This window comes from Pantoea sp. R13S299 (assembly GCF_048515925.1).
Taxonomy (GTDB): Bacteria; Pseudomonadota; Gammaproteobacteria; order Enterobacterales; family Enterobacteriaceae; genus Pantoea.
On record NZ_JBLYEF010000001.1, the window covers coordinates 1800155 to 1822069 of the forward strand.

Consider the following 21915-nt stretch of genomic DNA (forward strand, 5'->3'; position numbering starts at 1 on the left):
CAATCATGAGCACCCGACATCCTGTTATGAAGAAAACCCTGATCGTGCTGGCCCTGATCGCTGTGGCCGCGGGCGGCTACTATGCGTGGCAGCACAATGCCCAGCCGCAGGGCAGCAGCCAGTCTGATTCGCCCGCGCCACGAGGCGGCAAAGGCGGCGGTGCCGGTGCTCATCGGCCACTCGCGCCGGTTCAGGCGGCGACCGCCGCCAGCCAGAGCGTGCCGCAATATCTCAGCGGACTGGGTACGGTAACGGCCGCGAACACGGCTACGGTGCGCAGTCGGGTTAATGGCGATCTGCTGGCGATTCACTTCACCGAAGGCCAGCAGGTCAACGCGGGCGATCTGCTGGCAGAAGTCGATCCACGCCCTTATCAGGTGGCGTTAACCCAGGCGCAGGGCCAGCTGGCGAAAGATCAGGCGACGCTGGCTAATGCCCGTCGTGACCTGGCACGCTTCGAGAAACTGGCAAAAACCTCGCTGGTGTCGCAGCAGGAGCTGGATACCCAGCGCTCACTGGTCAGTGAAACGCTCGGCACGCTGAAAGCGGATGAGGGCGGTGTCGCCAGCGCACAGCTCAATCTGACCTACAGCCGCATCACCGCGCCGATTGCGGGTCGTGTCGGCCTGAAACAGGTGGATGTCGGCAACTACGTTACCAGCGGTGACACCACCGGTATCGTGGTGATCACCCAGACGCACCCGATTGATGTGGTCTTTACCCTGGCGGAGAACAGCATCAGCGCCATTCTCACGGCGCAGAAAAGCGGCCAGCCGCTGCTGGTGGAAGCCTGGGGTCGCAGCAATCAGAATCTGATCGCCAGCGGCAAACTGCTGAGCCTCGATAACCAGATTGATGTCACCACCGGCACCATCAAAATCAAAGCGCGGTTTGATAATCAGGACGACACGCTGTTCCCCAATCAGTTCGTGAATGTACGACTCAAGGTCAACACCCTGCAGGATGCGGTGGTGATCCCGCCTGCCGCGTTGCAGATGGGCAACGAAGGTAACTTTGTCTGGGTGGTGAACAGTGATAACAAGGTCAGCAAGAAAAGCGTGGTGGCTGGCCTGCAGGATAGTGAGAAAGTGGTGGTCAGCGCCGGCCTGGAGGCAGGCGAACGCGTGGTGACCGATGGTCTGGATCGCCTGACCGAAGGCGCGAAAGTGGAAGTCGTCGCGCCGCAGAGCAACGCACCGCGCGCCACCCGCGCGACCCTGCCGTCAAAAGGAGAGCGTGAGTAATGCAGGTCATGCCTCCCGATCACAGTGGCGGGCCGTCACGCCAGTTTATTCTGCGCCCGGTCGCCACTACGCTGTTGATGATTGCGATTTTGCTGGCCGGGGTGCTGGGCTACCGCTTCCTGCCGGTCTCGGCATTACCGGAAGTCGACTATCCGACCATCCAGGTGGTCACGCTCTATCCGGGTGCCAGCCCGGATGTCGTGACCTCCTCCATCACCGCCCCGCTTGAACGTCAGTTTGGTCAGATGTCCGGCCTGAAACAGATGGCGTCGCAAAGCTCCGGTGGCGCCTCGGTGGTGACGCTGCAGTTTCAACTGACGCTGCCGCTGGATGTGGCTGAGCAGGAGGTGCAGGCGGCCATTAACTCCGCCACTAACCTGCTACCCAACGACCTGCCTAATCCGCCGGTTTACAGCAAAGTGAACCCTGCCGATCCGCCGATCATGACGCTGGCCGTGACTACCCGCAGCATGCCGCTGACGCAGGTTCAGGACATGGTGGAAACGCGGGTCGCGCAGAAAATTTCTCAGGTCAGCGGCGTCGGGCTGGTCACACTGTCAGGCGGTCAGCGTCCGGCGGTGCGGGTAAAAATGAATGCGCAGGCGCTGGCGGCGCTGGGTCTGACCAGCGAAACAGTGCGGACCGCGATCAGCAATGCCAACGTCAACTCGGCCAAAGGCAGCCTGGATGGTCCGACCCGTTCTGTCACCCTGTCAGCCAATGACCAGATGAAATCCGCGGAGGATTATCGCCAGCTGATTATCAGCTACAAAAACGGCGCGCCGGTGCGTCTGGGTGACGTGTCAACCATCGAACAGGGTGCCGAAAACAGCTGGCTCGGTGCCTGGGCTAACCGCGATGCGGCGATTGTGCTCAACGTTCAGCGTCAGCCTGGCGCCAATATCATCGCCACCGCAGATAATATCCGCGCCATGTTGCCTGCTCTGACCGCCGCCCTGCCGAAGTCGGTCGAGGTTAAACTGCTCACCGACCGCACCACCAATATTCGCGCTTCGGTCAACGACACCCAGTTTGAGCTGATACTGGCGATGGCGCTGGTAGTGATGATTATTTATCTGTTCCTGCGCAACGTGCCCGCCACGCTGATCCCGGCGGTGGCGGTGCCTCTGTCGCTGATCGGTACCTTTGCGGCGATGTACTTCCTCGGCTTTTCCATTAATAACCTGACGCTGATGGCGCTGACCATCGCCACCGGCTTCGTGGTCGATGATGCCATTGTGGTGATTGAGAACATCTCGCGCTACATCGAAAAAGGGGAAAAGCCGCTGACCGCCGCGCTGAAAGGGGCAGGTGAGATCGGCTTTACCATCATCTCCCTCACCTTCTCGCTGATAGCGGTGCTGATCCCGCTGCTGTTTATGGGCGACGTGATTGGCCGCCTGTTCCGGGAATTTGCCGTGACGCTGGCGGTGGCGATTCTGATTTCCGCGGTGGTGTCGCTGACTCTGACGCCGATGATGTGCGCCAGAATGCTGAGCGCGGAGTCGCTGCGTAAACAGAATCGCTTTTCACGGGCCAGCGAGGCGATGTTTGATCGTATCGTGGCCGCCTATGGCCGCGGCCTGAAACGGGTGCTGAATCATCCCTGGCTGACGTTATCGGTAGCGCTCGGCACTCTGGTGCTGACGCTGCTGCTGTGGATGGTGATCCCAAAAGGCTTCTTCCCGCAGCAGGACAACAGCATTATTCAGGGTACGCTGCAGGCACCGCAGTCGGTCTCCTACGCCAGCATGGCGCAGCGCACCCGCGACGTCGCCTCCATCATCATGAAAGACCCGGCGGTTGAGAGCATGACCTCGTTTGTCGGCGTGGATGGCACCAATGCCTCGCTGAACAGCGCGCGGCTGCAGATCAACCTCAAGCCACTGGACCAGCGTGACGACCGCATTCCGGCCATTCAGCAGCGCCTGCAACAGCAGGTCAGTCAGCTACCGGGCGTGCAACTGTGGCTGCAGGCGGTGCAGGATCTCACCATCGATACGCAGGCGAGTCGCACGCCCTACCAGTTCACGCTGCAATCGGGTTCACTGTCGTCGCTCAGCACCTGGGTTCCGGCCCTGCTGACCCGGCTCAGCACCCTGCCACAGCTGCGTGATGTCAGTAGTGACTGGCAGGATCAGGGGCTGGAAGCTTATGTCAACGTTGACCGCGACAGCGCCAGCCGCCTCGGCATCAGCATGGCTGACGTCGATAACGCGCTTTACAACGCGTTTGGTCAGCGGCTGATCTCCACCATCTACACTCAGGCGAATCAGTATCGTGTGGTGCTGGAGCAGGACAATAACGCCACACCGGGGCTGGCGAGCCTGGATGCGATTCGCCTGAACAGTAGCGACGGCGGCAGCGTGCCACTGAGCGCCATCGCCCGCATTGAACAGCGTCACACGCCGCTCAGCATTAACCATCTCGACCAGTTCCCGTCGGCGACCTTCTCCTTTAACGTGGCTGACGGCTATTCGCTGGAAGATGCGGTGAAGGCGGTGTCACAGGCGGAAGCGCAGCTTGGCATGCCTGCCGAGCTGATGACCCAGTTCCAGGGCAGCACGCTGGCGTTTGAGGCGGCGCTGAGCAGCACCGTCTGGCTGATTGTGGCGGCCATCGTGGCGATGTACATCGTGCTTGGCGTGCTCTATGAGAGTTTTATCCATCCGATCACCATTCTCTCGACGCTGCCCACGGCGGGTGTCGGCGCGCTGCTGGCGCTGATGCTCAGCGGCAATGAGCTGGATATCGTGGCGATCATCGGCATCATCCTGCTCATCGGCATCGTGAAAAAGAACGCCATCATGATGATCGACTTTGCGCTGGCGGCTGAGCGCGAACAGGGCATGAAGCCGGCAGATGCCATCTATCAGGCCTGTCTGCTGCGTTTCCGGCCGATTCTGATGACCACGCTGGCGGCCCTGCTCGGCGCGCTGCCGCTGATGCTCAGCACGGGCGTTGGCGCTGAACTGCGTCATCCGCTGGGGATTGCGATGGTCGGCGGCCTGATTCTGAGCCAGGTGCTGACGCTGTTCACCACGCCGGTTATCTACCTGCTGTTTGATCGCCTGGCGCACGCCGCCCGCCGCCGCTTTGGCCGCACGGAGGCCGCAGAGTGAAGTTCTTTGCCCTGTTCATCCATCGGCCCGTCGCCACCACCCTGCTGACGCTGGCCATCGCCCTGGCCGGGATACTGGGTTTCCGCCTGCTGCCGGTGGCCCCGCTGCCGCAGGTCGATTTTCCGGTCATCGTCATCTCGGCCTCGCTGCCGGGTGCCTCACCGGAGATCATGGCGTCGTCAGTGGCCACGCCGCTGGAACGCTCGCTGGGACGCATCGCGGGCGTCAGTGAAATGACCTCCACCAGTTCGCTGGGCAGCACCCGCATCATTCTTGTGTTTGATTTTGACCGCGACATTAACGGCGCGGCGCGCGATGTGCAGGCTGCGATTAATGCGGCGCAAAGCCTGCTGCCGACCGGCATGCCGTCGCGCCCGACTTATCGCAAAGTCAACCCTTCCGATGCGCCGATTATGATCATGACGCTGACCTCGGATACCTACAATCCGGGCCAGCTTTATGACTACGCCTCAACCCAGCTGGCGCAGAAACTGTCACAGATTGAGGGCGTGGGCGACGTCACCGTGGGCGGCAGTTCACTGCCTGCGGTACGCGTGGCGCTGAATCCCCAGGCGCTGTTTAATCAGGGCGTCTCGCTGGATGCGGTGCGCACCGCCATCTCGAACGCCAATCAGCGGCGGCCCCAGGGCGCGCTGGATGATCCGCAGCAGCGCTGGCAGTTACGCACCAATGACGCGCTGCAGACCGCCCATGAATATCAGCCGCTGGTGGTGCACTACAACAACGGCGCGGCGGTCAGGCTGTCGGACGTGGCGACCGTCGAGGATTCAGTCCAGGACGTGCGCAACGCCGGGATGTCGCGCGGTAAACCCGCGGTGCTGCTGCTGATCCGTAAAACCCCTGAAGCTAACGTCATCGACACCGTGGACCGCATCCGCGCCGAAATGCCGCTGCTGCATGAGGTGATCCCCGCCGCCATTGACCTGGAGATTGCTCAGGATCGCTCGCCCACCATTCGCGCCTCGCTGCATGAAGTCGAGCAGTCACTGATCATCGCTGTGGCGCTGGTGATCCTGGTGGTGTTTATGTTCCTGCGCTCGGGCCGCGCCACGCTAATCCCCGCCGTCGCCGTGCCGGTTTCGCTGATCGGCACCTTCGCCGCGATGTACCTGTGTGGCTTTAGCCTGAATAACCTGTCACTGATGGCGCTGACCATCGCCACCGGCTTTGTGGTGGATGATGCGATTGTAGTGCTGGAAAATATTGCACGTCACGTGGAAGCGGGTATGAAACCGCTGGATGCCGCACTAAAAGGGGTGCGTGAAGTCGGCTTTACCGTGCTGTCGATGAGCCTGTCGCTGATTGCGGTGTTCCTGCCGCTGCTGATGATTGGCGGGCTGATTGGCCGCTTCTTCTCTGAGTTTTCCATTACGCTGTCGGTGTCGATACTTATCTCGCTGTTTATCTCGGTCACCCTGACGCCGGTGATGTGCGCGTATCTGCTGAAGCCGCACGCGCCGCGCAGCCAGCCACGTCAGCGCGGCGTGGGTCGGCTGCTGATGGCGATCCAGCAGGGCTATGGTCGTTCGCTGAGCGTGGTGCTGAACCATGCACGCTGGGTGCTGCTGCTGTTTTTCGCCACCATCGCCCTGACCGGCTGGCTGTTTGTTCATATCCCGAAAACCTTTATGCCGGAGCAGGATACCGGGCGACTTTCCGGCTTTATCTCTGCCGACCAGAGCATTTCGTTTCAGGCGATGCGCAGCAAGCTGCAGGATTTCATGGAGATCGTCGGGGCCGATCCGGCAGTGGATAGCGTGGTAGGCTTTACCGGCGGATCGCGGACCAACAGTGGCTCGATGTTTATCTCTCTGAAGCCGCTGTCGGAGCGTAAAGAGAGCGCAGTTGAAATTATCGCCCGGCTGCGCACTAAGCTGGCGAAAGAGCCGGGAGCCAGTCTCTATCTGAATGCGGTGCAGGATCTGCGTGCAGGCGGCCGGGAATCGAATGCCGCGTATCAATATTCACTGCTGTCGGACGATCTCGGCGCGCTGCGGACGTGGGAACCGAAAATCCGCGAGGCGTTCTCCGCCCTGCCGCAGCTGGCCGATGTGAACTCCGATCAGCAGGATAAAGGCAGCGAAATGGCGCTGACCTACGATCGGGAAAGCATGGCGCGGCTGGGCATTGATGTCTCGCAGGCCAATGCCCTGCTGAATAACGCCTTTGGTCAGCGTCAGATCTCCACCATCTATCAGCCACTTAACCAGTACAAAGTGGTGATGGAGGTCGTTCCGCGCTACACCCAGGATATCAGCGCCCTGTCGCAGATGTTTGTGATCAACAGCGACGGTAAAGCGATCCCGCTGTCGTGGTTCGCCCACTGGCAACCCGCAAATGCACCGCTGTCGGTGAACCACGAAGGGCTGTCGGCCGCCTCGACTATCTCCTTCAACCTGCCAGAGGGGGTGTCGCTGTCGCAGGCGTCGGAGGCGATTGAGCGCACCATGACCGCGATTGGCGTACCCTCCAGCGTGCGCGGCAGCTTTGCCGGTACGGCGCAGGTGTTTCAGCAGTCACAAAGCAGCCAGCTCTGGCTGATGCTGGCGGCGATTGCGGCGGTCTATATTGTGCTGGGCATCCTCTACGAGAGCTATGTGCATCCGCTGACCATTCTCTCTACCCTGCCCTCGGCGGGTGTCGGGGCGCTACTGGCGCTGGAACTGTTCGATACGCCCTTCAGCCTGATAGCGCTGATCGGTATTCTGCTGCTGATCGGTATCGTGAAAAAGAACGCCATTATGATGGTCGATTTCGCGCTGGAGGCCGAGCGCAACGGCCAGCTCAGCCCGCGGGAGGCGATTTATCAGGCGTGCCTGCTGCGTTTCCGTCCGATTATGATGACCACGCTGGCGGCGCTGTTTGGCGCGCTGCCGCTGGTGCTGAGCAGCGGTGACGGTGCCGAACTGCGTCAGCCGCTGGGGATTACCATCGCGGGCGGCCTGGTGATGAGCCAGCTGCTGACGCTCTACACCACGCCGGTGGTCTATTTAATGATGGATAAGCTGCGGCGCAAAAAACGCCCGCTGGCCGCCGCGCAGCAGCCGTAATGGGTGCGAGCAGGCTCCGGGCGTGCCGCCTTTATCGGGGGAATGATGACGACGCAAAGCACTAACGTCCGCTGGCAACTGTGGATTGTTGCCATCGGCTTCTTTATGCAGACGCTGGATACCACCATCGTGAATACCGCGATCCCGTCGATGGCGCACGACCTGGGTGTCAGCCCGCTGCACATGCACTCGGTGATCGTCTATTACGTGCTGACGGTGGCCGTCATGCTGCCGGTCAGCGGCTGGCTGGCGGATCGCTTTGGCGTGCGTAACATCTTCTTCTGCGCGATTCTGCTGTTCAGCCTCGGCTCGCTGCTGTGCGCCCTTTCCGGCACGCTGGATCAGCTGGTGCTGTCGCGCGTGGTTCAGGGGATTGGCGGGGCTATGATGGTGCCGGTGGGTCGCCTGACGGTGATGAAGATCGTGCCGCGCGAGCAGTATATGTCCGCCATGACTTTTGTGACTCTGCCCGGCCAGATCGGCCCGCTGCTGGGCCCGGCGCTGGGCGGTGTGCTGGTGGAGTACGCCAGCTGGCACTGGATCTTTCTGATCAATATCCCGGTCGGCATCGCAGGCGCTATCGCCACTCTGATGCTGATGCCCAACTACAGTATGCAGACGCGGCGCTTTGATTTCGGCGGGTTTATCCTGCTGGCCGCCGGAATGGCAACCCTGACACTGGCGCTGGATGGTCAGCGCAGCAGCGGCGGCTCCCCGCTGCTGCTGGGAGCGATGATCCTCATCGGCATGTTCTCTCTGCTGTTCTACCTGATGCATGCGCGCGGCAATGACAATGCGCTGTTCAGCCTGAAGCTGTTTGATAATCGCGTCTATTCCATTGGCCTGCTCGGCAGTTTTACCGGCCGCATCGGCAGCGGCATGCTGCCCTTTATGACGCCGATCTTTCTGCAGCTCGGCATGGGCTACAGCCCGTTTCACGCCGGTCTGATGATGATTCCGATGGTGCTGGGCAATATGGGGATGAAGCGGATTGTGGTGCGCATCGTCAATCTCTATGGCTACCGCAACGTGCTGGTGATGTCGACCGTGGCGCTGGCGCTGGTGGTCCTGCTGTTCCCGCTGGTGGCGCTGATGGGCTGGGTCTGGCTGCTGCCGCTGGTGCTGTTTCTGCAGGGGATGGTCAACGCCATTCGCTTCTCTTCGATGAATACCCTGACGCTAAAAGAGCTGCCCGATGAGCTGGCGTCCAGCGGCAACAGCCTGCTGTCGATGATTATGCAGCTGTCGATGAGTATCGGCGTCACCGTCGCCGGGCTGCTGCTGGGCGCCTTTGCTCACGAGAGCGCGGCGAACAGCGCGGCGGAACATCAGATGTTTATTTATACCTACCTGTGCATGTCGCTGATTATCATCCTGCCCGCGCTGGTGTTCTGGCGCGTCCCGCCACAGGTAAATACCAATGTCGATCTGCGACGCCGGAGAAAAAAATGAGAGTTAACCTGCGCCTGGGCATCGGGGCCAAACTGTTTATGGCGATTTTCGCCACCTGCATGCTGGTGCTGATCACCATGCACTGGGGCGTTCGCCTCAGTTTCGAACACGGCTTCGTCGACTACATCAAGCGGGGCAACGAGCAGCGGTTAAATCTGCTCAGCGATGCGCTGGCCGATCAGTATGAGCAGCACGGCAACTGGGATTTTTTGCGCCACAACGATCGGCTGGTCTTCACCATGCTGCGTTCGCTGGAGCAGAATCCCGACAGCAGCAGTCAGCTGCCGCCGCACGGCTGGCGGACGCAGTTCTGGATCCTCGACCAGCAATATAAAGTGCTGGCCGGGCCAAAATCGCCGGTGCCACCCGAAGGCACGCGACGCAACATCACCACCAGTAACAATAAAGTGGTCGGCTGGGTGATCGGCTCACCGCCGGAGCGGCTGACGCGCAGTACCGACATTAATTTCGATCAACAGCAGCGGCGTACCAGCTGGATTATCGTCGGGCTGTCGACGCTGCTGGCGGCACTGGCGACCTGGCTGATGGCGCGCGGCCTGCTGGCTCCGGTCAAACGGCTGGTGGATGGCACCCATCATCTGGCGGCCGGTAATTTTGCTACCCGCGTCGAAGTCAGCAGCCGTGATGAACTGGGCCAGCTGGCCGGTGACTTCAACCTTCTTGCCAGCTCGCTGGAGAAAAACGAAAGCATGCGCCGCGCCTTTATGGCCGACATCTCCCACGAGCTGCGCACGCCGCTGGCGATCCTGCGCGGTGAGCTGGAGGCGATGCAGGATGGGGTGCGCAAACTGACGCCGGAAGCGATCGCCTCGCTGCAGAGCGAAGTGGTGGTGCTGACCAAGCTGGTCGATGATCTGCACCAGCTGTCGCTGTCGGATGAGGGCGCCCTCGCCTACCGTAAACAGGCCACCGATCTGGTGCAGCTGCTGGAAGTCACGGCGGGCAGCTTTGCCGAACGCTATCGCGCGCACGGCCTGACGCTGAAGCTGAATCTGCCCGATAACGCCCCTTTCTTCGGCGATCCCGACCGCCTGATGCAGTTGTTCACTAACCTGCTTGAGAACAGCCTGCGCTACACCGACAGCGGCGGCCAGGTTGAAGTGACGCTGAAGTATGAGGCTCCCAACTGGTGCATCGATTTCGATGACAGCGCACCCGGCGTTGACAGGGAACATCAGGCGCAGATTTTCGAGCGTTTCTTCCGCACCGAAGGCTCACGCAATCGCGCCAGCGGCGGCTCGGGCCTCGGCCTGGCCATCTGTAAAAATATCGCGGACGCCCACGGCGGCGATATTCATGCGACGCACTCTGATTTAGGTGGACTGAAAATCGCGCTACACTTGCGCTATGTTCCCCCTGTATAGACGCTTATGAGCATGGAAAACCACGACCCGCTGATTCTGGTGGTCGAAGATGAGCCGAAACTGGCGCAGCTGATGATCGATTATCTGCACGCCTCGAACTACCGCACCCATCACATCGCCGACGGCAACGCGGTGCTGGAATATGTGCGCCAGACACCGCCCGACCTGATGCTGCTGGATTTGATGCTGCCGGGCACCGATGGCTTAACGCTGTGCCGCGAAATCCGCCGTCATTCCGAGCTGCCGATTATTATGGTCACCGCCCGTACCGAGGAGATCGATCGGCTGCTGGGGCTGGAGCTGGGCGCAGATGACTACATCTGCAAGCCCTTCAGCCCGCGTGAAGTGGTGGCGCGGGTCAAAACGATTCTGCGCCGGGTCAGACGTTCGGCGGAAGAGCCGCAGAGCGCCTCGTTACTCCGGGTCGATGAAAGCCGCTTCTTCGCCAGCTGGCGCGAAAAGCCGCTGGATCTCACTCCGGCGGAGTTCCGGTTGCTGAAAACGCTGTCGCTGGAACCAGGTAAAGTCTTTTCACGCGAACAGCTGCTCAACCATCTCTATGATGACTACCGCGTGGTCACGGATCGCACCATCGACAGCCATATCAAGAACCTGCGGCGCAAGCTGGAGAACCTCGACAGCGAGCAACCTTTTATTCGCGCCGTCTACGGCATGGGCTATCGCTGGGAAGCCGATGCCTGTCATTTGATCTAGTTTGATCCCGATCAATTTACTTCCCTTTTCTCACTGCCTACAATTCCGCACCCTTTGCAGGGCTTAATCGCCCTGCACCTGCCGCTTAAGGCGGCATACTGACCTGACATCAGTGAGAACATCATGAAACCCGAACTGCTTTCCCCTGCTGGCACGCTGAAGAACATGCGTTACGCCTTTGCTTATGGTGCCGATGCCGTTTATGCCGGCCAGCCGCGCTACAGCCTGCGGGTGCGCAACAACGAATTCACCCACGAAAATCTCGCACTGGGCATTAATGAAGCCCACGCGCTGGGCAAAAAATTCTACGTGGTGGTCAACATTGCGCCGCACAACGCGAAGCTGAAAACCTTTATTCGTGACCTGACGCCGGTGGTGGCGATGCAGCCCGACGCGCTGATCATGTCTGATCCAGGCCTGATTATGCTGGTGCGTGACGCATTCCCTGAGATGCCGATTCACCTGTCGGTGCAGGCCAATGCAGTCAACTGGGCCACGGTAAAATTCTGGCAGCAGATGGGGCTGAGCCGGGTGATTCTGTCACGCGAGCTGTCGCTGGAAGAGATCGCCGAGATCCGCCAGCAGGTGCCAGAGATGGAGCTGGAAGTCTTTGTTCATGGCGCGCTCTGCATGGCCTACTCCGGTCGCTGCCTGCTGTCGGGCTACATGAACAAGCGCGACCCGAATCAGGGTACCTGCACCAACGCCTGCCGCTGGGAATATAAAGTGCAGGAAGGCCAGCAGGATGAGGTGGGGAATATCGTCGGGTTCCACGAGCCAGTAGCAGTGCAGGATGCCACGCCCACGCTGGGTATCGGTCAGCCTACTGACAAGGTGTTTCTGCTGGAGGAGAAGATGAAGCCCGGCGAGGTGATGAGCGCGTTCGAAGATGAACATGGCACCTACATCATGAACTCGCGGGATCTGCGCGCGGTCGCGCATGTGGAGCGGCTCAGCGAGATGGGCGTTCATTCGCTGAAAATCGAGGGACGCACCAAGTCCTACTACTACTGCGCCCGCACCGCGCAGGTTTATCGCCGGGCGATTGACGATGCCGCTGCCGGTAAGCCGTTTGACCCGTCACTGCTGTTAACCCTGGAAGGTCTGGCCCATCGCGGTTATACCGAAGGCTTCCTGCGTCGCCACACCCATGACAGCTACCAAAACTATCAGCAGGGCTTTTCCGTGTCCGATCGCCAGCAGTTTGTCGGCGAATTTACCGGCGAGCGCCGGGACGAATGGGCTGAAGTGGCGGTGAAAAACAAGTTTATGCTGCACGACAGCGTGGAGATCATGACGCCCGAAGGGAACCTGAATTGCCAGCTGGATACGCTGCAGAATGCGCGCGGTGAACCTACTGAGGTTGCGCCGGGCGATGGCCATCGCGTCTGGCTGCGGGTGCCGGAAGAGGTCAATCTGCGTTTTGCTCTGCTGCTGCGCAACTTCGATCACGGCGAAGATATCCGGGACCCACATAATCGTTTACTAACGGAAACATTTTGAGGAAATCAGAACAGGATCACAGACCCCTGTGCGGGGCTGCTTTATAGTCCCGCCTGCTGCTAATGAGTAACAACAAACGGCAGATTTACCTGGAACCACCTCATTTACCCGCCCGGCTCCCCCGTGCGGGTTTTCTTTTTTCTCTCTTTCGCCAATTATTTACTGCTGGCAGCTATGTTATAAATTCCCTTCTTACTCTGTAGATCTTCAAGGAACGCAAAATGGATAATAAACCGCTTACGCTGCTCATCCTGAATGGGAAAGGCGCAGGTAATGACGATCTGCGCGAAGCAATTACCACCCTGCGTGAAGAAGGCTTCGATATTGCGGTGCGTGTCACTTTTGAAAAAGGTGATGGCGACAGGTACGTCAAAGAGGCGATGGCGCTGAAGGCTGAGACCGTGGTGGCGGGTGGTGGCGATGGCACGATCAACGAGATCGCAACGGCGCTGGCGGCATCAAGTGCAAATCACCGTCCGGTGCTGGGCATCCTGCCGCTGGGCACTGCCAATGACTTTGCCACCAGCGTCGGCATCCCGGAAGAGATGGAACCGGCACTGCGTCTGGCGATTCAGGGCAAAGCCAGCACCATCGATCTGGCCAGAGTGAACCAGGATCACTACTTCATCAATATGGCGACGGGCGGATTTGGCACCCGCATCACCACCGAAACCCCGGAAAAGCTGAAGTCAGCGCTGGGCGGCGTTTCCTACTTCATTCACGGCCTGATGCGTATGGATACCCTGAAACCCGATACCTGCGAGATCAGCGGTCCCGATTTCGCCTGGCAGGGTGATGCGCTGGTAATTGGCATCGGTAATGGGCGTCAGGCGGGCGGCGGTCAGCGATTATGCCCTTCTGCTCTGATTAATGATGGCCGACTGGACGTCAGCATTGTCACCGCGCAGGAGCTGCTGCCGACGCTGCTGCACTCGCTGACCGGCGACGATGACAATCCGGGTATCGTCACCACGCAGTTGGAGTCACTGACCATTCGTTCTCCTCATGAGATGACGTTTAACCTCGATGGCGAGCCGCTCTCCGGACGTGAATTCGTGATTGAAGTGATGGCGGGCGCGCTGAGCTGTCGCCTGCCGCCGCAGTGTGACCTGCTTTCCTGACTTCCAGAGGGGCGAAAGCCCCTTTTTTACGTCCGCTTATCCCCTCTTTTTATTACAACTCCTCAGATTTTATAAACACCGTTTGCATCTGCTCATCACGCTTTTTTGTCGCTGAAAACAGTCTGTGATTGGGTTCACAAGTCTGCCAGATCAACTTGTATGGTAGTATTAAATCGCGTACTTTTTCATCATTGAACAGCTGACTTAAGGCAAACAGGATGAAAATTGTTAAGGCGGAAGTATTTGTAACCTGCGCAGGCAGAAACTTTGTCACCGTGAAGATCACCACCGATCAGGGACTGACCGGCATTGGCGATGCCACGCTGAATGGCCGTGAATTACCGGTCGCCTCCTACCTGAAAGATCACGTCTGTCCGCAGCTGATTGGCCGCGATGCCCATCAGATCGAAGATATCTGGCAATACTTCTACAAAGGCGCTTACTGGCGTCGTGGTCCGGTGACCATGTCCGCTATCTCTGCGGTCGATATGGCGCTGTGGGATATCAAAGGTAAAGCCGCCAATATGCCGGTTTACCAGCTGCTGGGCGGTGCCTCACGCACCGGCGTTATGGTTTATTGCCACACCACCGGCCACTCCATTGATGAAGTAATGGATGACTACGCGAAGCACAAAGAAATGGGCTTCAAAGCGATTCGCGCGCAGTGCGGCGTGCCGGGCATGAAGACCACCTATGGCATGGCGAAAGGCAAAGGTCTGGCTTACGAGCCTGCAACCAAAGGAAACTGGCCGGAAGAGCAGCTCTGGTCAACCGAGAAATACCTCGATTTCACGCCAAAACTGTTTGCCGCAATCCGTGACAAATTTGGTTTCGATGAACATCTGCTGCATGACATGCACCATCGCCTGACGCCGATTGAAGCGGCGCGTTTCGGCAAGAGCGTGGAAGATTATCGCCTGTACTGGATGGAAGATCCGACGCCTGCTGAGAATCAGGAGTGCTTCCGTCTGATCCGTCAGCACACCGTCACGCCGATTGCGGTGGGTGAAGTGTTCAACAGCATCTGGGATTGTAAGCAGCTGATTGAAGAGCAGCTGATCGACTACATCCGCACCACCATCACACATGCGGGCGGCATCACCGGGATGCGTCGTATCGCTGATTTTGCCTCGCTCTATCAGGTACGTACTGGCTCGCACGGTCCATCCGATCTCTCCCCGATTTGCATGGCGGCTGCGCTGCACTTTGACCTCTGGGTGCCGAACTTCGGCGTGCAGGAGTACATGGGCTTCTCTGAACAGATGATGGAGCTGTTTGAGGCTAACTGGACCTTTGACCAAGGCTATATGCATCCAGGTGACAAGCCGGGCCTCGGCATTGAGTTCAATGAGAAACTGGCAGCGAAATATCCCTATGAACCTGCCTATCTGCCGGTCGCCCGCCTTGAAGATGGCACCCTCTGGAACTGGTAAGGAGAAATCGATGAAAAGTGTTGTTATTGAACAGCCAGGCCAGTTGGTCATTGCTGAACGTCCTGTGCCACAACCGGCAGCGGGCGAAGTCCGGGTAAAAGTGGCTTATGCCAGTATCTGCGGATCTGATGTGCATATCTGGCACGGTCATAACCCGTTCGCGAAATATCCGCGCGTGATTGGTCATGAATTTTTTGGTGTGATCGATGCGACAGGCGACGGTGTCGACTCGGCCCGACTGGGCCAGCGTGTCGCGGTCGACCCGGTAGTGAGCTGCGGCAACTGCTATCCCTGCTCGGTGGGCCGTCCCAATGTCTGTACCACACTGCAGGTGATTGGCGTGCACCGCGATGGCGGCTTCAGCGACTATGCGCTTGCTCCGGCAAAAAATGCCTGGCACCTGCCGGACTCAATTCCCGACAAGCTCGCCAGTCTGGTAGAACCATTCACTATTGCGGCCAACATCACGGCGTTTCTCAAGCCGCAACCAGACGATGTGGCGCTGATTTATGGTGCCGGTCCGATGGGACTCACCGCCATTCAGGTGCTGAAAGGCGTCTATAAGGTGAAAACGGTAATGGTGGTGGATCGCCTGCCGGAACGTCTGGCGCTGGCTGAGCAGAGCGGTGCCGATCGGCTGTTCGATAACAGCGAAACCCCGCTGGGGGCACAACTTGAGGGCGTGCAGCCGACGCTGATTATCGACGCGGCCTGCCATCCCTCCATCCTGGCTGAAGCCGCGGCGCTCGCCTCTCCGGCCGCGCGCATCGGTCTGCTGGGCTTTTCCGGCGAACCCTGCAGCATTACTCAGCAAAGCCTGACCAGCAAAGAGCTGTCGCTGTTTACCTCTCGTCTTAACAGCAACCGCTTCCCACAGGTCATCGAATGGATGGAAAAAGGGTTAATCCAGCCAGAGAAACTGGTCACCCACTACTTCCCGCTCCATGAAATTGAACGGGCGATGACCCTGTTCGAAAAAGATCCGCGCACCTGCTGCAAAGTCATTCTTCAGATGGATTAACTATCCGCTGAACACCAGGTCTCCTGAGCCGGCGTTCGCGCCGGCACAATAATAAAGATAAAACAGATCACGGAGTTTTTATGTTCAAGAATCTGCGCTGGACCCTCGTTTTGCTGCTGTTCCTGGTTTACATGATCAACTACCTCGATCGTGTCGCCCTGTCCCTGACGGTACCGCTGGTAGAGAAAGATCTGGCGATCAATGCTGAGCAGTTCGGCATGATTTTCGGCAGCTTCTTTTTCGGCTATGCCCTGTTTAACTTTGTCGGCGGCCTCGCCACCGACCGCTTTGGCCCCAAAATCGTGCTGGCTGTGGCGGTGGGTGCCTGGTCCATTTTCTGCGGCATGACCGCACTGGCGACGGGCTTCTGGTCGCTGCTGATTCTGCGTGTGCTGTTCGGCATGGCTGAAGGCCCAATCTGCTCCTCGGCCAACAAGGCGATTAATGGCTGGTTCCCGAAAAAACAGGCCGCAACGGCAATGGGCCTGCTGAGTGCCGGTTCCCCACTGGGTGGCGCGGTCGCCGGTCCGATTATTGGTTATCTGGCCCTGGCCTACGGCTGGCGTCCGGCGTTTGTGATCGTCTGCTGTATCGGTCTGGTATGGATGGCGTTCTGGCTGTTCTTCGCTGCTGACAACCCGGCTAAGAGCAAACGAGTGAGCGAAGAGGAGCGTCTGCTGATTGATCGCCTGAAAGCCACCAGCCCGAATGATGAGGTCGATCTGGCCGAGACACCGCATCCGTTTGGCTACTACCTGCGCCAGCCGATTATCCTGGTCACGGCTTTTGCCTTCTTCTGCTACAACTACATCCTGTTCTTCTTCCTGAGCTGGTTCCCGGCTTATCTGGTACAGGCACATGGCCTGGATATCAAATCCATGAGCATCACCACCATGATCCCGTGGATCGTCGGCTTCGTCGGCCTGGCGCTGGGCGGCTGGATCTCCGATAAAATCTTCAATATCACTGGCAAACTGTTGTTGTCCCGTAAAATTGTGCTGGTGGTCTCACTGCTGGCAGCCGCAATTTGTGTGGCGCTGGCAGGTACGATAAAAGAGGTCGTTCCCGCCGTGATGATGATGTCGGTGTCGATTTTCTTTCTCTATATCACCGGTGCGATCTACTGGGCGATTATTCAGGATGTGGTGCACAAAAGTCGTATCGGCAGCATCAGCGGCTTCATCCACCTGGTGGGTAGCCTCTCCGGCATCATCGGGCCAATCGTCACCGGCTTTATTGTTCATCACACCGGTAAATTCGATAGCGCCTTTATTCTGGCGGGCTGTGTCGCCGCGCTGGGTGCCTTCCTGGTGTTGTTTGTGATTCGCAGTCCGAAAACCGGGGACAAAACGGTTTCGGTCTGAGTGTTGTTCCACTAACAGAACGATGATTTTGGGGCGTTATGCGCCCCGTTTTCCATTAAGGACGGATTATGTTACAGCTTGATCGCCTGCCCGCTGAAGTTCAGCGCCCTACTTATGACCGCAGCAAATTAAAAACCCGCATGGTACACATCGGTTTTGGTGCCTTCCACCGCGCCCATCAGGCGATGTGCAGCGACAGGCTGGCCGAAGAACAGGGCAGCGACTGGGGCTATTGCGAAGTTAATCTCATTAATAGCAGTGGGTTGATTACGGCGCTGCGTCAGCAGGATCTGCTTTACACCCTGACCGAGCTGTCGGATGGCTCTCAGCATACCCGGGTGATCGGCGTCGTTACTAACGCGCTGAAAGGCGACAAAGACGGTATTGACGCGGTAATCAACGCCATGAGTCATCCTGATATCGCCATCGTCTCCATGACCGTCACCGAGAAAGGCTACTGCCATCATCCGGCCAGCGGCAATTTAAACCCCGATCACCCTGAAATCGTGCATGACCTGCAGAACCCTCAGGCACCGCGCACCGTGCCGGGCGTTATTCTGGCCGCGATCCGCCGTCGTCGGGATTTGGGATTGCCGCCTTTCACCGTCATGTCCTGCGACAACATGCCTGAAAATGGTCACGTCACACGCAATGTCGTCACGCAGCTGGCACAGCGTCTGGATCCGGCGCTGGCGGACTATATTCAGCAGCACATTACCTTCCCGTCGACCATGGTGGATCGCATCGTTCCGGCGATGACCGGGACTGCGCTGGCGGCTCTGCATGCGCGTCTGGGTTCAGAAGATCCGGTGGCGATTGAAGCAGAACCGTTCTTCCAGTGGGTGATTGAAGATAACTTCGTTAATGGTCGTCCGGCGTGGGAAAAAGCGGGCGCAGAACTGGTCAGCGATGTCCTGCCCTATGAAGAGATGAAACTGCGCATGCTGAATGGCAGCCACTCTTTCCTGGCCTATCTCGGCTTCCTGGCGGGTTATGAGTACATCAGCGACTGCGTGGCCGATCCCCATTTCCGCGCCGCCGCCCGTTCACTGATGATCGACGAGCAGGCACCGACGCTGCGCACTCAGGGCGTGGATCTTAACGCTTATGCCGATTCGCTGATTGCCCGTTATGAAAATCGCGCCATTAAACATCGCACCGGACAGATTGCCACTGACGGCACCCAGAAACTGCCACAACGTATGCTGGATAGCCTGCGCTGGCACCTGCAGCGCGGCAGCGACTGTGACCTGCTGCTGCTGGGCGTCGCGGGTTGGATGCGCTATGTCGGCGGCGTTGATGAAAAGGGTCAGCCGATTGAGATCCGCGACCCGATGCAGAAGCAACTGGCTGAGTGCGTTGCCGCCAGCGAAGATGGCGAAGCTCGCGTGCGGGCGTTACTTTCCCTTCGCGAAGTGTTTGGCGAGGATCTGCTGCAAAATCAAGATGTGGTCGCCCGACTGACTGCCTGGTATCAGCAGCTGACTACTCAGGGAGCCCGTGCCACGGTGCATCATTGTCTCAACCGCGGCTAAAGGCTCTGTAACAAAGCGCTGGCGCAGACGCAGCGCCCTGATTAGACTGACACTTTCCCATCGTGCTGGCCCCGGCCAGCCGTAATATGGATATTGCTGCATGTCGATCGCCTATACCATTACTACCAGCGAACCGGTGAATCAGCAGATTTACCGTTATCTGCGCAAAGATATCGTCACCTGCGCAATTCAGCCGGGTTCGCTGCTCTCTGAAAAAGAGGTGTCCGCGCGCTTCAACGTCTCACGCCAGCCTGTGCGCGAAGCGTTCATCAAGCTGGCCGAAGCCGGACTGGTACAGGTATTACCGCAGCGCGGCACCTTCGTGCGCAAAATTTCCGCTAAGCGGGTGGCGGATGGTCGCTTTATCCGGGAGGCGGTGGAAGTGTCAGTGGTGCGTCGCGCAGCGATGGAGATTGACGATCCAGCCCTGATGGCGCTGGAACATAATCTGCAGCTGCAGCGCATGGCGGCTGAGCGGCATGACAGCCAGGGCTTTCTGACACTGGATGATGAGTTTCATCGCCTGATCGCTGAAAGCATTGACTGCAAGCTGGCCTGGGAGACGGTGGAGAACATTAAAGCCGCCATGGACCGGGTGCGGTTCCTGACGCTGAGTGAAGTCTCTCCGCCGGAAAAAGTGATTGAGCAGCATGAAGAGATTTATGCCGCGCTGAAGGCTCACGATGCGGATGCCGCCGAAGCGGCGATGCGTCGTCACCTGCAGGAGATGATCTTCTCGATCACCCCGATTGCCGAACGTAACAGCGCCTGGTTTGAAGCACCCTGAACCTGAAACCGCCCGCATTGCCTGATTAACAGGCCAATTCGGGCCTTCGCCGTTACCACCACTGATGAAAATGGTGAACCGGCCCGATACCCTTCCCGACCTCCAGTGAGTCCGCCTGTAATAGCGCCTGCTGTAACCAGTTTTTGGCTTCCCTAATCGTCGCTGCCCAGTCAGCATGGCGCGGACGCAACGCGGCTAAAGCAGCCGACAGTGTGCAGCCAGTACCATGCGTATGACGGGTATTCACGCGCGGCGTACTGAATCGTTGCTCTGCGGAGCGCGTAATCAGCCAGTCGGGGCTTTCCGCCGCCGCCAGGTGACCACCTTTCATCAGCACGGCCTGACAGCCCAGGGCCAGCAAGGCCCGTCCCTGCTCGCGCATCTCCGCCTCATCTTTGGCAATAGCGCAATTCAGCAACGCCGCCGCTTCCGGCAGATTAGGCGTAATCAGCGAGACCTGTGGCAATAACAGTTCACGTACGCTGGCCACGGCGTCTGGCGAGAGCAGCGCATCGCCACTTTTCGCAACCATGACCGTATCCAGCACCACAAAGGGGATCTCAGCGCGTTTCAGCCGGGACGCCACCTGCTCCACGATGGCCGTTTCTGAGAGCATGCCAATTTTTGCGCTGTCGATGCGTACGTCATCCAGCACCGAATCGAGCTGTGCGGCCACAAAGTCCGGTTCAATGCGATAAACCGACTGCACGCCCTGCGTGTTTTGTGCCACCAGCGCGGTAATGACGCTGGTGCCATAGGCTCCCAGAGCCGAAAAGGTTTTCAGATCGGCCTGGATACCGGCACCACCGCTGGGATCGGTCCCGGCAATCGTCAGAGCGTTAATCCGCTTCATAATTTCCCCTCCAGCGTCCAGAGTGCATCGATAAACTCGGTGGCAAAGCTGCCTGGCCCGGACGCCTGCGCCGCTGCCTTTTCCCCCGCCATGGCCATGACCTGGCAGGCAGCAGCGACGTTCATCAGCCGATCTCCAGGCAGACTGCTGAAGCCCGCGACCACGGCAGAGAGCGCACAGCCGGTCCCGACCACCCGCGTCATTAACGGACTTCCACCGCTTATGGCGAGGATTCGCTGACCATCGGTGGCGTAGTCCACTTCACCGGTAACGATTACCAGCGTGTTCCAGGTCCCGGCGAGCAGTTGTGCCGCATCAAGTGCCGCATCGGCCTGATGCAGGGTATCGACACCGCGCCCGCCGCTGGCCTGCTGCGCCAGCGCCAGAATCTCTGAGGCATTTCCCCGGATCACCGCCGGTTGCTGACTTAACAACTGCTGGCAGAAGTCACTGCGCAGTGTCAGCGCACCAACGGCAACCGGATCGAGCGTCCAGGGTTTGCCCGCCTCACGGGCGGCAGTGACGGCAACCTGCATCGCCTGCTGGCGCTCGCGGGTTAAGGTGCCCACGTTAATCAACAGCGCATCCGCAAAGCGGCTGAACTCTGCGGCTTCCTCAGCATCAATCACCATCGCCGGTGAGGCATTGAGTGCCAGCAACACATTGGCGGTGAAGTTCTGGACCACGTCATTAGTCATGCAGTGCACCAGCGGTGACTGACGGCGGAAAGTGTGCAGGATGGGCGCGAAATGCGCGGCAGAAAGGTGTTGAGATTGATGTGTCATCGTAGCTCCCAACCGGCGAACAAGAAGGCGAATGCGGTCAGGCATCAGACTTCCCTACGCTGGCATTATCCAGTTCAGGTAATACGGGTATTTCTCAGCCTTCACAAAGAAGGGCACCCCGAGTCGTTTAGATTGAATCACTATATTTTTTGCCAGATTAGGAGATGTTGCTTACTGATGCAAGCCGACCCTTCAAGCTATCGCTTGTTCACCGTGAAAATAGGTATCCCCCCTTTTTGACCTCAACCCCAGAGAATAAAAAAGGAGCAGATATTACTTTGAGGTTTAAACCGCCTTTACAGGCAACGCCCGGTGAATGAAAAGCTACCCAAACAGATCCGCGACTAGCATAAAGCAAAGAACGGGATCTATAACCTCACAGGTGCAGCCCGAAACGTCATTAACAAACTACTTGAGGGTAAGCCTCCCTTAATAAACTTATTAACGTTCACGGGATCCTCGAAGCTCCGAGCTTTCACTATTAGCACCTGATAGTTAGACATTGCCGACGTAAAAACCGGAAGT

15 protein-coding genes and 1 riboswitch are annotated in these 21915 nt (G+C 58.7%); of the genes, 13 read left to right on the top strand and 2 right to left on the bottom strand.

Annotated features, from left to right (window positions below; genetic code table 11):
- Positions 1-5 precede the first annotated feature (5 nt).
- The 13 genes from ACN1CO_RS08715 to ACN1CO_RS08775 all read left to right on the top strand — a co-directional run bounded on the left by ACN1CO_RS08715 (position 6) and on the right by ACN1CO_RS08775 (position 19752).
- Entirely contained in the window at positions 6-1244 is a 1239-nt protein-coding gene (locus ACN1CO_RS08715; protein WP_419138631.1) for an MdtA/MuxA family multidrug efflux RND transporter periplasmic adaptor subunit, read from the top strand.
- Positions 1244-4366, top strand: coding sequence for an MdtB/MuxB family multidrug efflux RND transporter permease subunit (locus ACN1CO_RS08720; protein WP_419138632.1), 3123 nt, complete (start codon positions 1244-1246; stop codon positions 4364-4366). Before ACN1CO_RS08715 ends, ACN1CO_RS08720 begins: the two co-directional genes overlap by 1 nt.
- Positions 4363-7437, top strand: coding sequence for a multidrug efflux RND transporter permease subunit MdtC (gene mdtC / locus ACN1CO_RS08725; protein ID WP_419138633.1), 3075 nt, complete (start codon positions 4363-4365; stop codon positions 7435-7437). Before ACN1CO_RS08720 ends, mdtC begins: the two co-directional genes overlap by 4 nt.
- Before the next feature lie 45 nt (positions 7438-7482).
- Positions 7483-8889 (top strand): MFS transporter, encoded by a 1407-nt coding sequence (locus tag ACN1CO_RS08730; protein WP_419139002.1) that lies wholly within the window; start codon positions 7483-7485, stop codon positions 8887-8889.
- Positions 8886-10274 carry a two-component system sensor histidine kinase BaeS gene (gene baeS, locus ACN1CO_RS08735; protein WP_419138634.1) on the top strand — a complete coding sequence of 463 codons (1389 nt, stop codon included), beginning with the start codon at positions 8886-8888 and terminating at the stop codon, positions 10272-10274. Before ACN1CO_RS08730 ends, baeS begins: the two co-directional genes overlap by 4 nt.
- Before the next feature lie 6 nt (positions 10275-10280).
- Positions 10281-10988, top strand: a complete 708-nt coding sequence (baeR, locus tag ACN1CO_RS08740; RefSeq protein ID WP_419138635.1) for a two-component system response regulator BaeR — start codon at positions 10281-10283, stop codon at positions 10986-10988.
- A gap of 120 nt (positions 10989-11108) precedes the next feature.
- Entirely contained in the window at positions 11109-12491 is a 1383-nt protein-coding gene (gene yegQ / locus ACN1CO_RS08745; protein WP_419139003.1) for a tRNA 5-hydroxyuridine modification protein YegQ, read from the top strand.
- Between the two features lie 221 nt (positions 12492-12712).
- Positions 12713-13612 carry a lipid kinase YegS gene (yegS, locus tag ACN1CO_RS08750; RefSeq protein WP_419138636.1) on the top strand — a complete coding sequence of 300 codons (900 nt, stop codon included), beginning with the start codon at positions 12713-12715 and terminating at the stop codon, positions 13610-13612.
- A gap of 218 nt (positions 13613-13830) precedes the next feature.
- Entirely contained in the window at positions 13831-15045 is a 1215-nt protein-coding gene (manD, locus tag ACN1CO_RS08755; protein ID WP_419138637.1) for a D-mannonate dehydratase ManD, read from the top strand.
- Between the two features lie 10 nt (positions 15046-15055).
- On the top strand, positions 15056-16066 hold the full coding sequence (locus ACN1CO_RS08760) for a Zn-dependent oxidoreductase (RefSeq protein WP_419138638.1): 1011 nt from the start codon (positions 15056-15058) through the stop codon (positions 16064-16066).
- Positions 16067-16146: 80 nt separating this feature from the next.
- Positions 16147-17430 carry an MFS transporter gene (locus ACN1CO_RS08765; RefSeq protein ID WP_419138639.1) on the top strand — a complete coding sequence of 428 codons (1284 nt, stop codon included), beginning with the start codon at positions 16147-16149 and terminating at the stop codon, positions 17428-17430.
- Between the two features lie 68 nt (positions 17431-17498).
- On the top strand, positions 17499-18965 hold the full coding sequence (locus ACN1CO_RS08770) for a mannitol dehydrogenase family protein (protein WP_419138640.1): 1467 nt from the start codon (positions 17499-17501) through the stop codon (positions 18963-18965).
- 100 nt (positions 18966-19065) lie between these two features.
- Positions 19066-19752, top strand: a complete 687-nt coding sequence (locus tag ACN1CO_RS08775; RefSeq protein ID WP_419138641.1) for a GntR family transcriptional regulator — start codon at positions 19066-19068, stop codon at positions 19750-19752.
- A 52-nt stretch (positions 19753-19804) separates the two neighbouring features.
- Here ACN1CO_RS08775 and thiD read toward each other — a convergent pair whose 3' ends face one another.
- Together thiD and thiM are read right to left on the bottom strand one after the other, a co-directional pair.
- On the bottom strand, positions 19805-20605 hold the full coding sequence (gene thiD / locus ACN1CO_RS08780) for a bifunctional hydroxymethylpyrimidine kinase/phosphomethylpyrimidine kinase (RefSeq protein ID WP_419138642.1): 801 nt from the start codon (positions 20603-20605) through the stop codon (positions 19805-19807).
- Entirely contained in the window at positions 20602-21390 is a 789-nt protein-coding gene (gene thiM, locus ACN1CO_RS08785) for a hydroxyethylthiazole kinase (RefSeq protein ID WP_419138643.1), read from the bottom strand. The genes thiD and thiM overlap by 4 nt, the downstream gene beginning before the upstream one ends.
- 34 nt (positions 21391-21424) lie before the next feature.
- Positions 21425-21521, bottom strand: a riboswitch (TPP riboswitch).
- Between the last annotated feature and the right edge of the window lie 394 nt (positions 21522-21915).

Excerpts from the sequence above, each read along its gene's own strand:
- ACN1CO_RS08715 (WP_419138631.1), top strand. The coding sequence starts at position 6 with ATGAGCACCCGACATCCTGTTATGAAGAAAACCCTGATCGTGCTGGCC.
- ACN1CO_RS08720 (WP_419138632.1), top strand. The coding sequence starts at position 1,244 with ATGCAGGTCATGCCTCCCGATCACAGTGGCGGGCCGTCACGCCAGTTT.
- ACN1CO_RS08730 (WP_419139002.1), top strand. The coding sequence starts at position 7,483 with ATGACGACGCAAAGCACTAACGTCCGCTGGCAACTGTGGATTGTTGCC.
- baeS (WP_419138634.1), top strand. The coding sequence starts at position 8,886 with ATGAGAGTTAACCTGCGCCTGGGCATCGGGGCCAAACTGTTTATGGCG.
- baeR (WP_419138635.1), top strand. The coding sequence starts at position 10,281 with ATGAGCATGGAAAACCACGACCCGCTGATTCTGGTGGTCGAAGATGAG.
- yegS (WP_419138636.1), top strand. The coding sequence starts at position 12,713 with ATGGATAATAAACCGCTTACGCTGCTCATCCTGAATGGGAAAGGCGCA.
- manD (WP_419138637.1), top strand. The coding sequence starts at position 13,831 with ATGAAAATTGTTAAGGCGGAAGTATTTGTAACCTGCGCAGGCAGAAAC.
- ACN1CO_RS08760 (WP_419138638.1), top strand. The coding sequence starts at position 15,056 with ATGAAAAGTGTTGTTATTGAACAGCCAGGCCAGTTGGTCATTGCTGAA.
- ACN1CO_RS08765 (WP_419138639.1), top strand. The coding sequence starts at position 16,147 with ATGTTCAAGAATCTGCGCTGGACCCTCGTTTTGCTGCTGTTCCTGGTT.
- ACN1CO_RS08770 (WP_419138640.1), top strand. The coding sequence starts at position 17,499 with ATGTTACAGCTTGATCGCCTGCCCGCTGAAGTTCAGCGCCCTACTTAT.
- ACN1CO_RS08775 (WP_419138641.1), top strand. The coding sequence starts at position 19,066 with ATGTCGATCGCCTATACCATTACTACCAGCGAACCGGTGAATCAGCAG.
- thiD (WP_419138642.1), bottom strand. The coding sequence starts at position 20,605 with ATGAAGCGGATTAACGCTCTGACGATTGCCGGGACCGATCCCAGCGGT.
- thiM (WP_419138643.1), bottom strand. The coding sequence starts at position 21,390 with ATGACACATCAATCTCAACACCTTTCTGCCGCGCATTTCGCGCCCATC.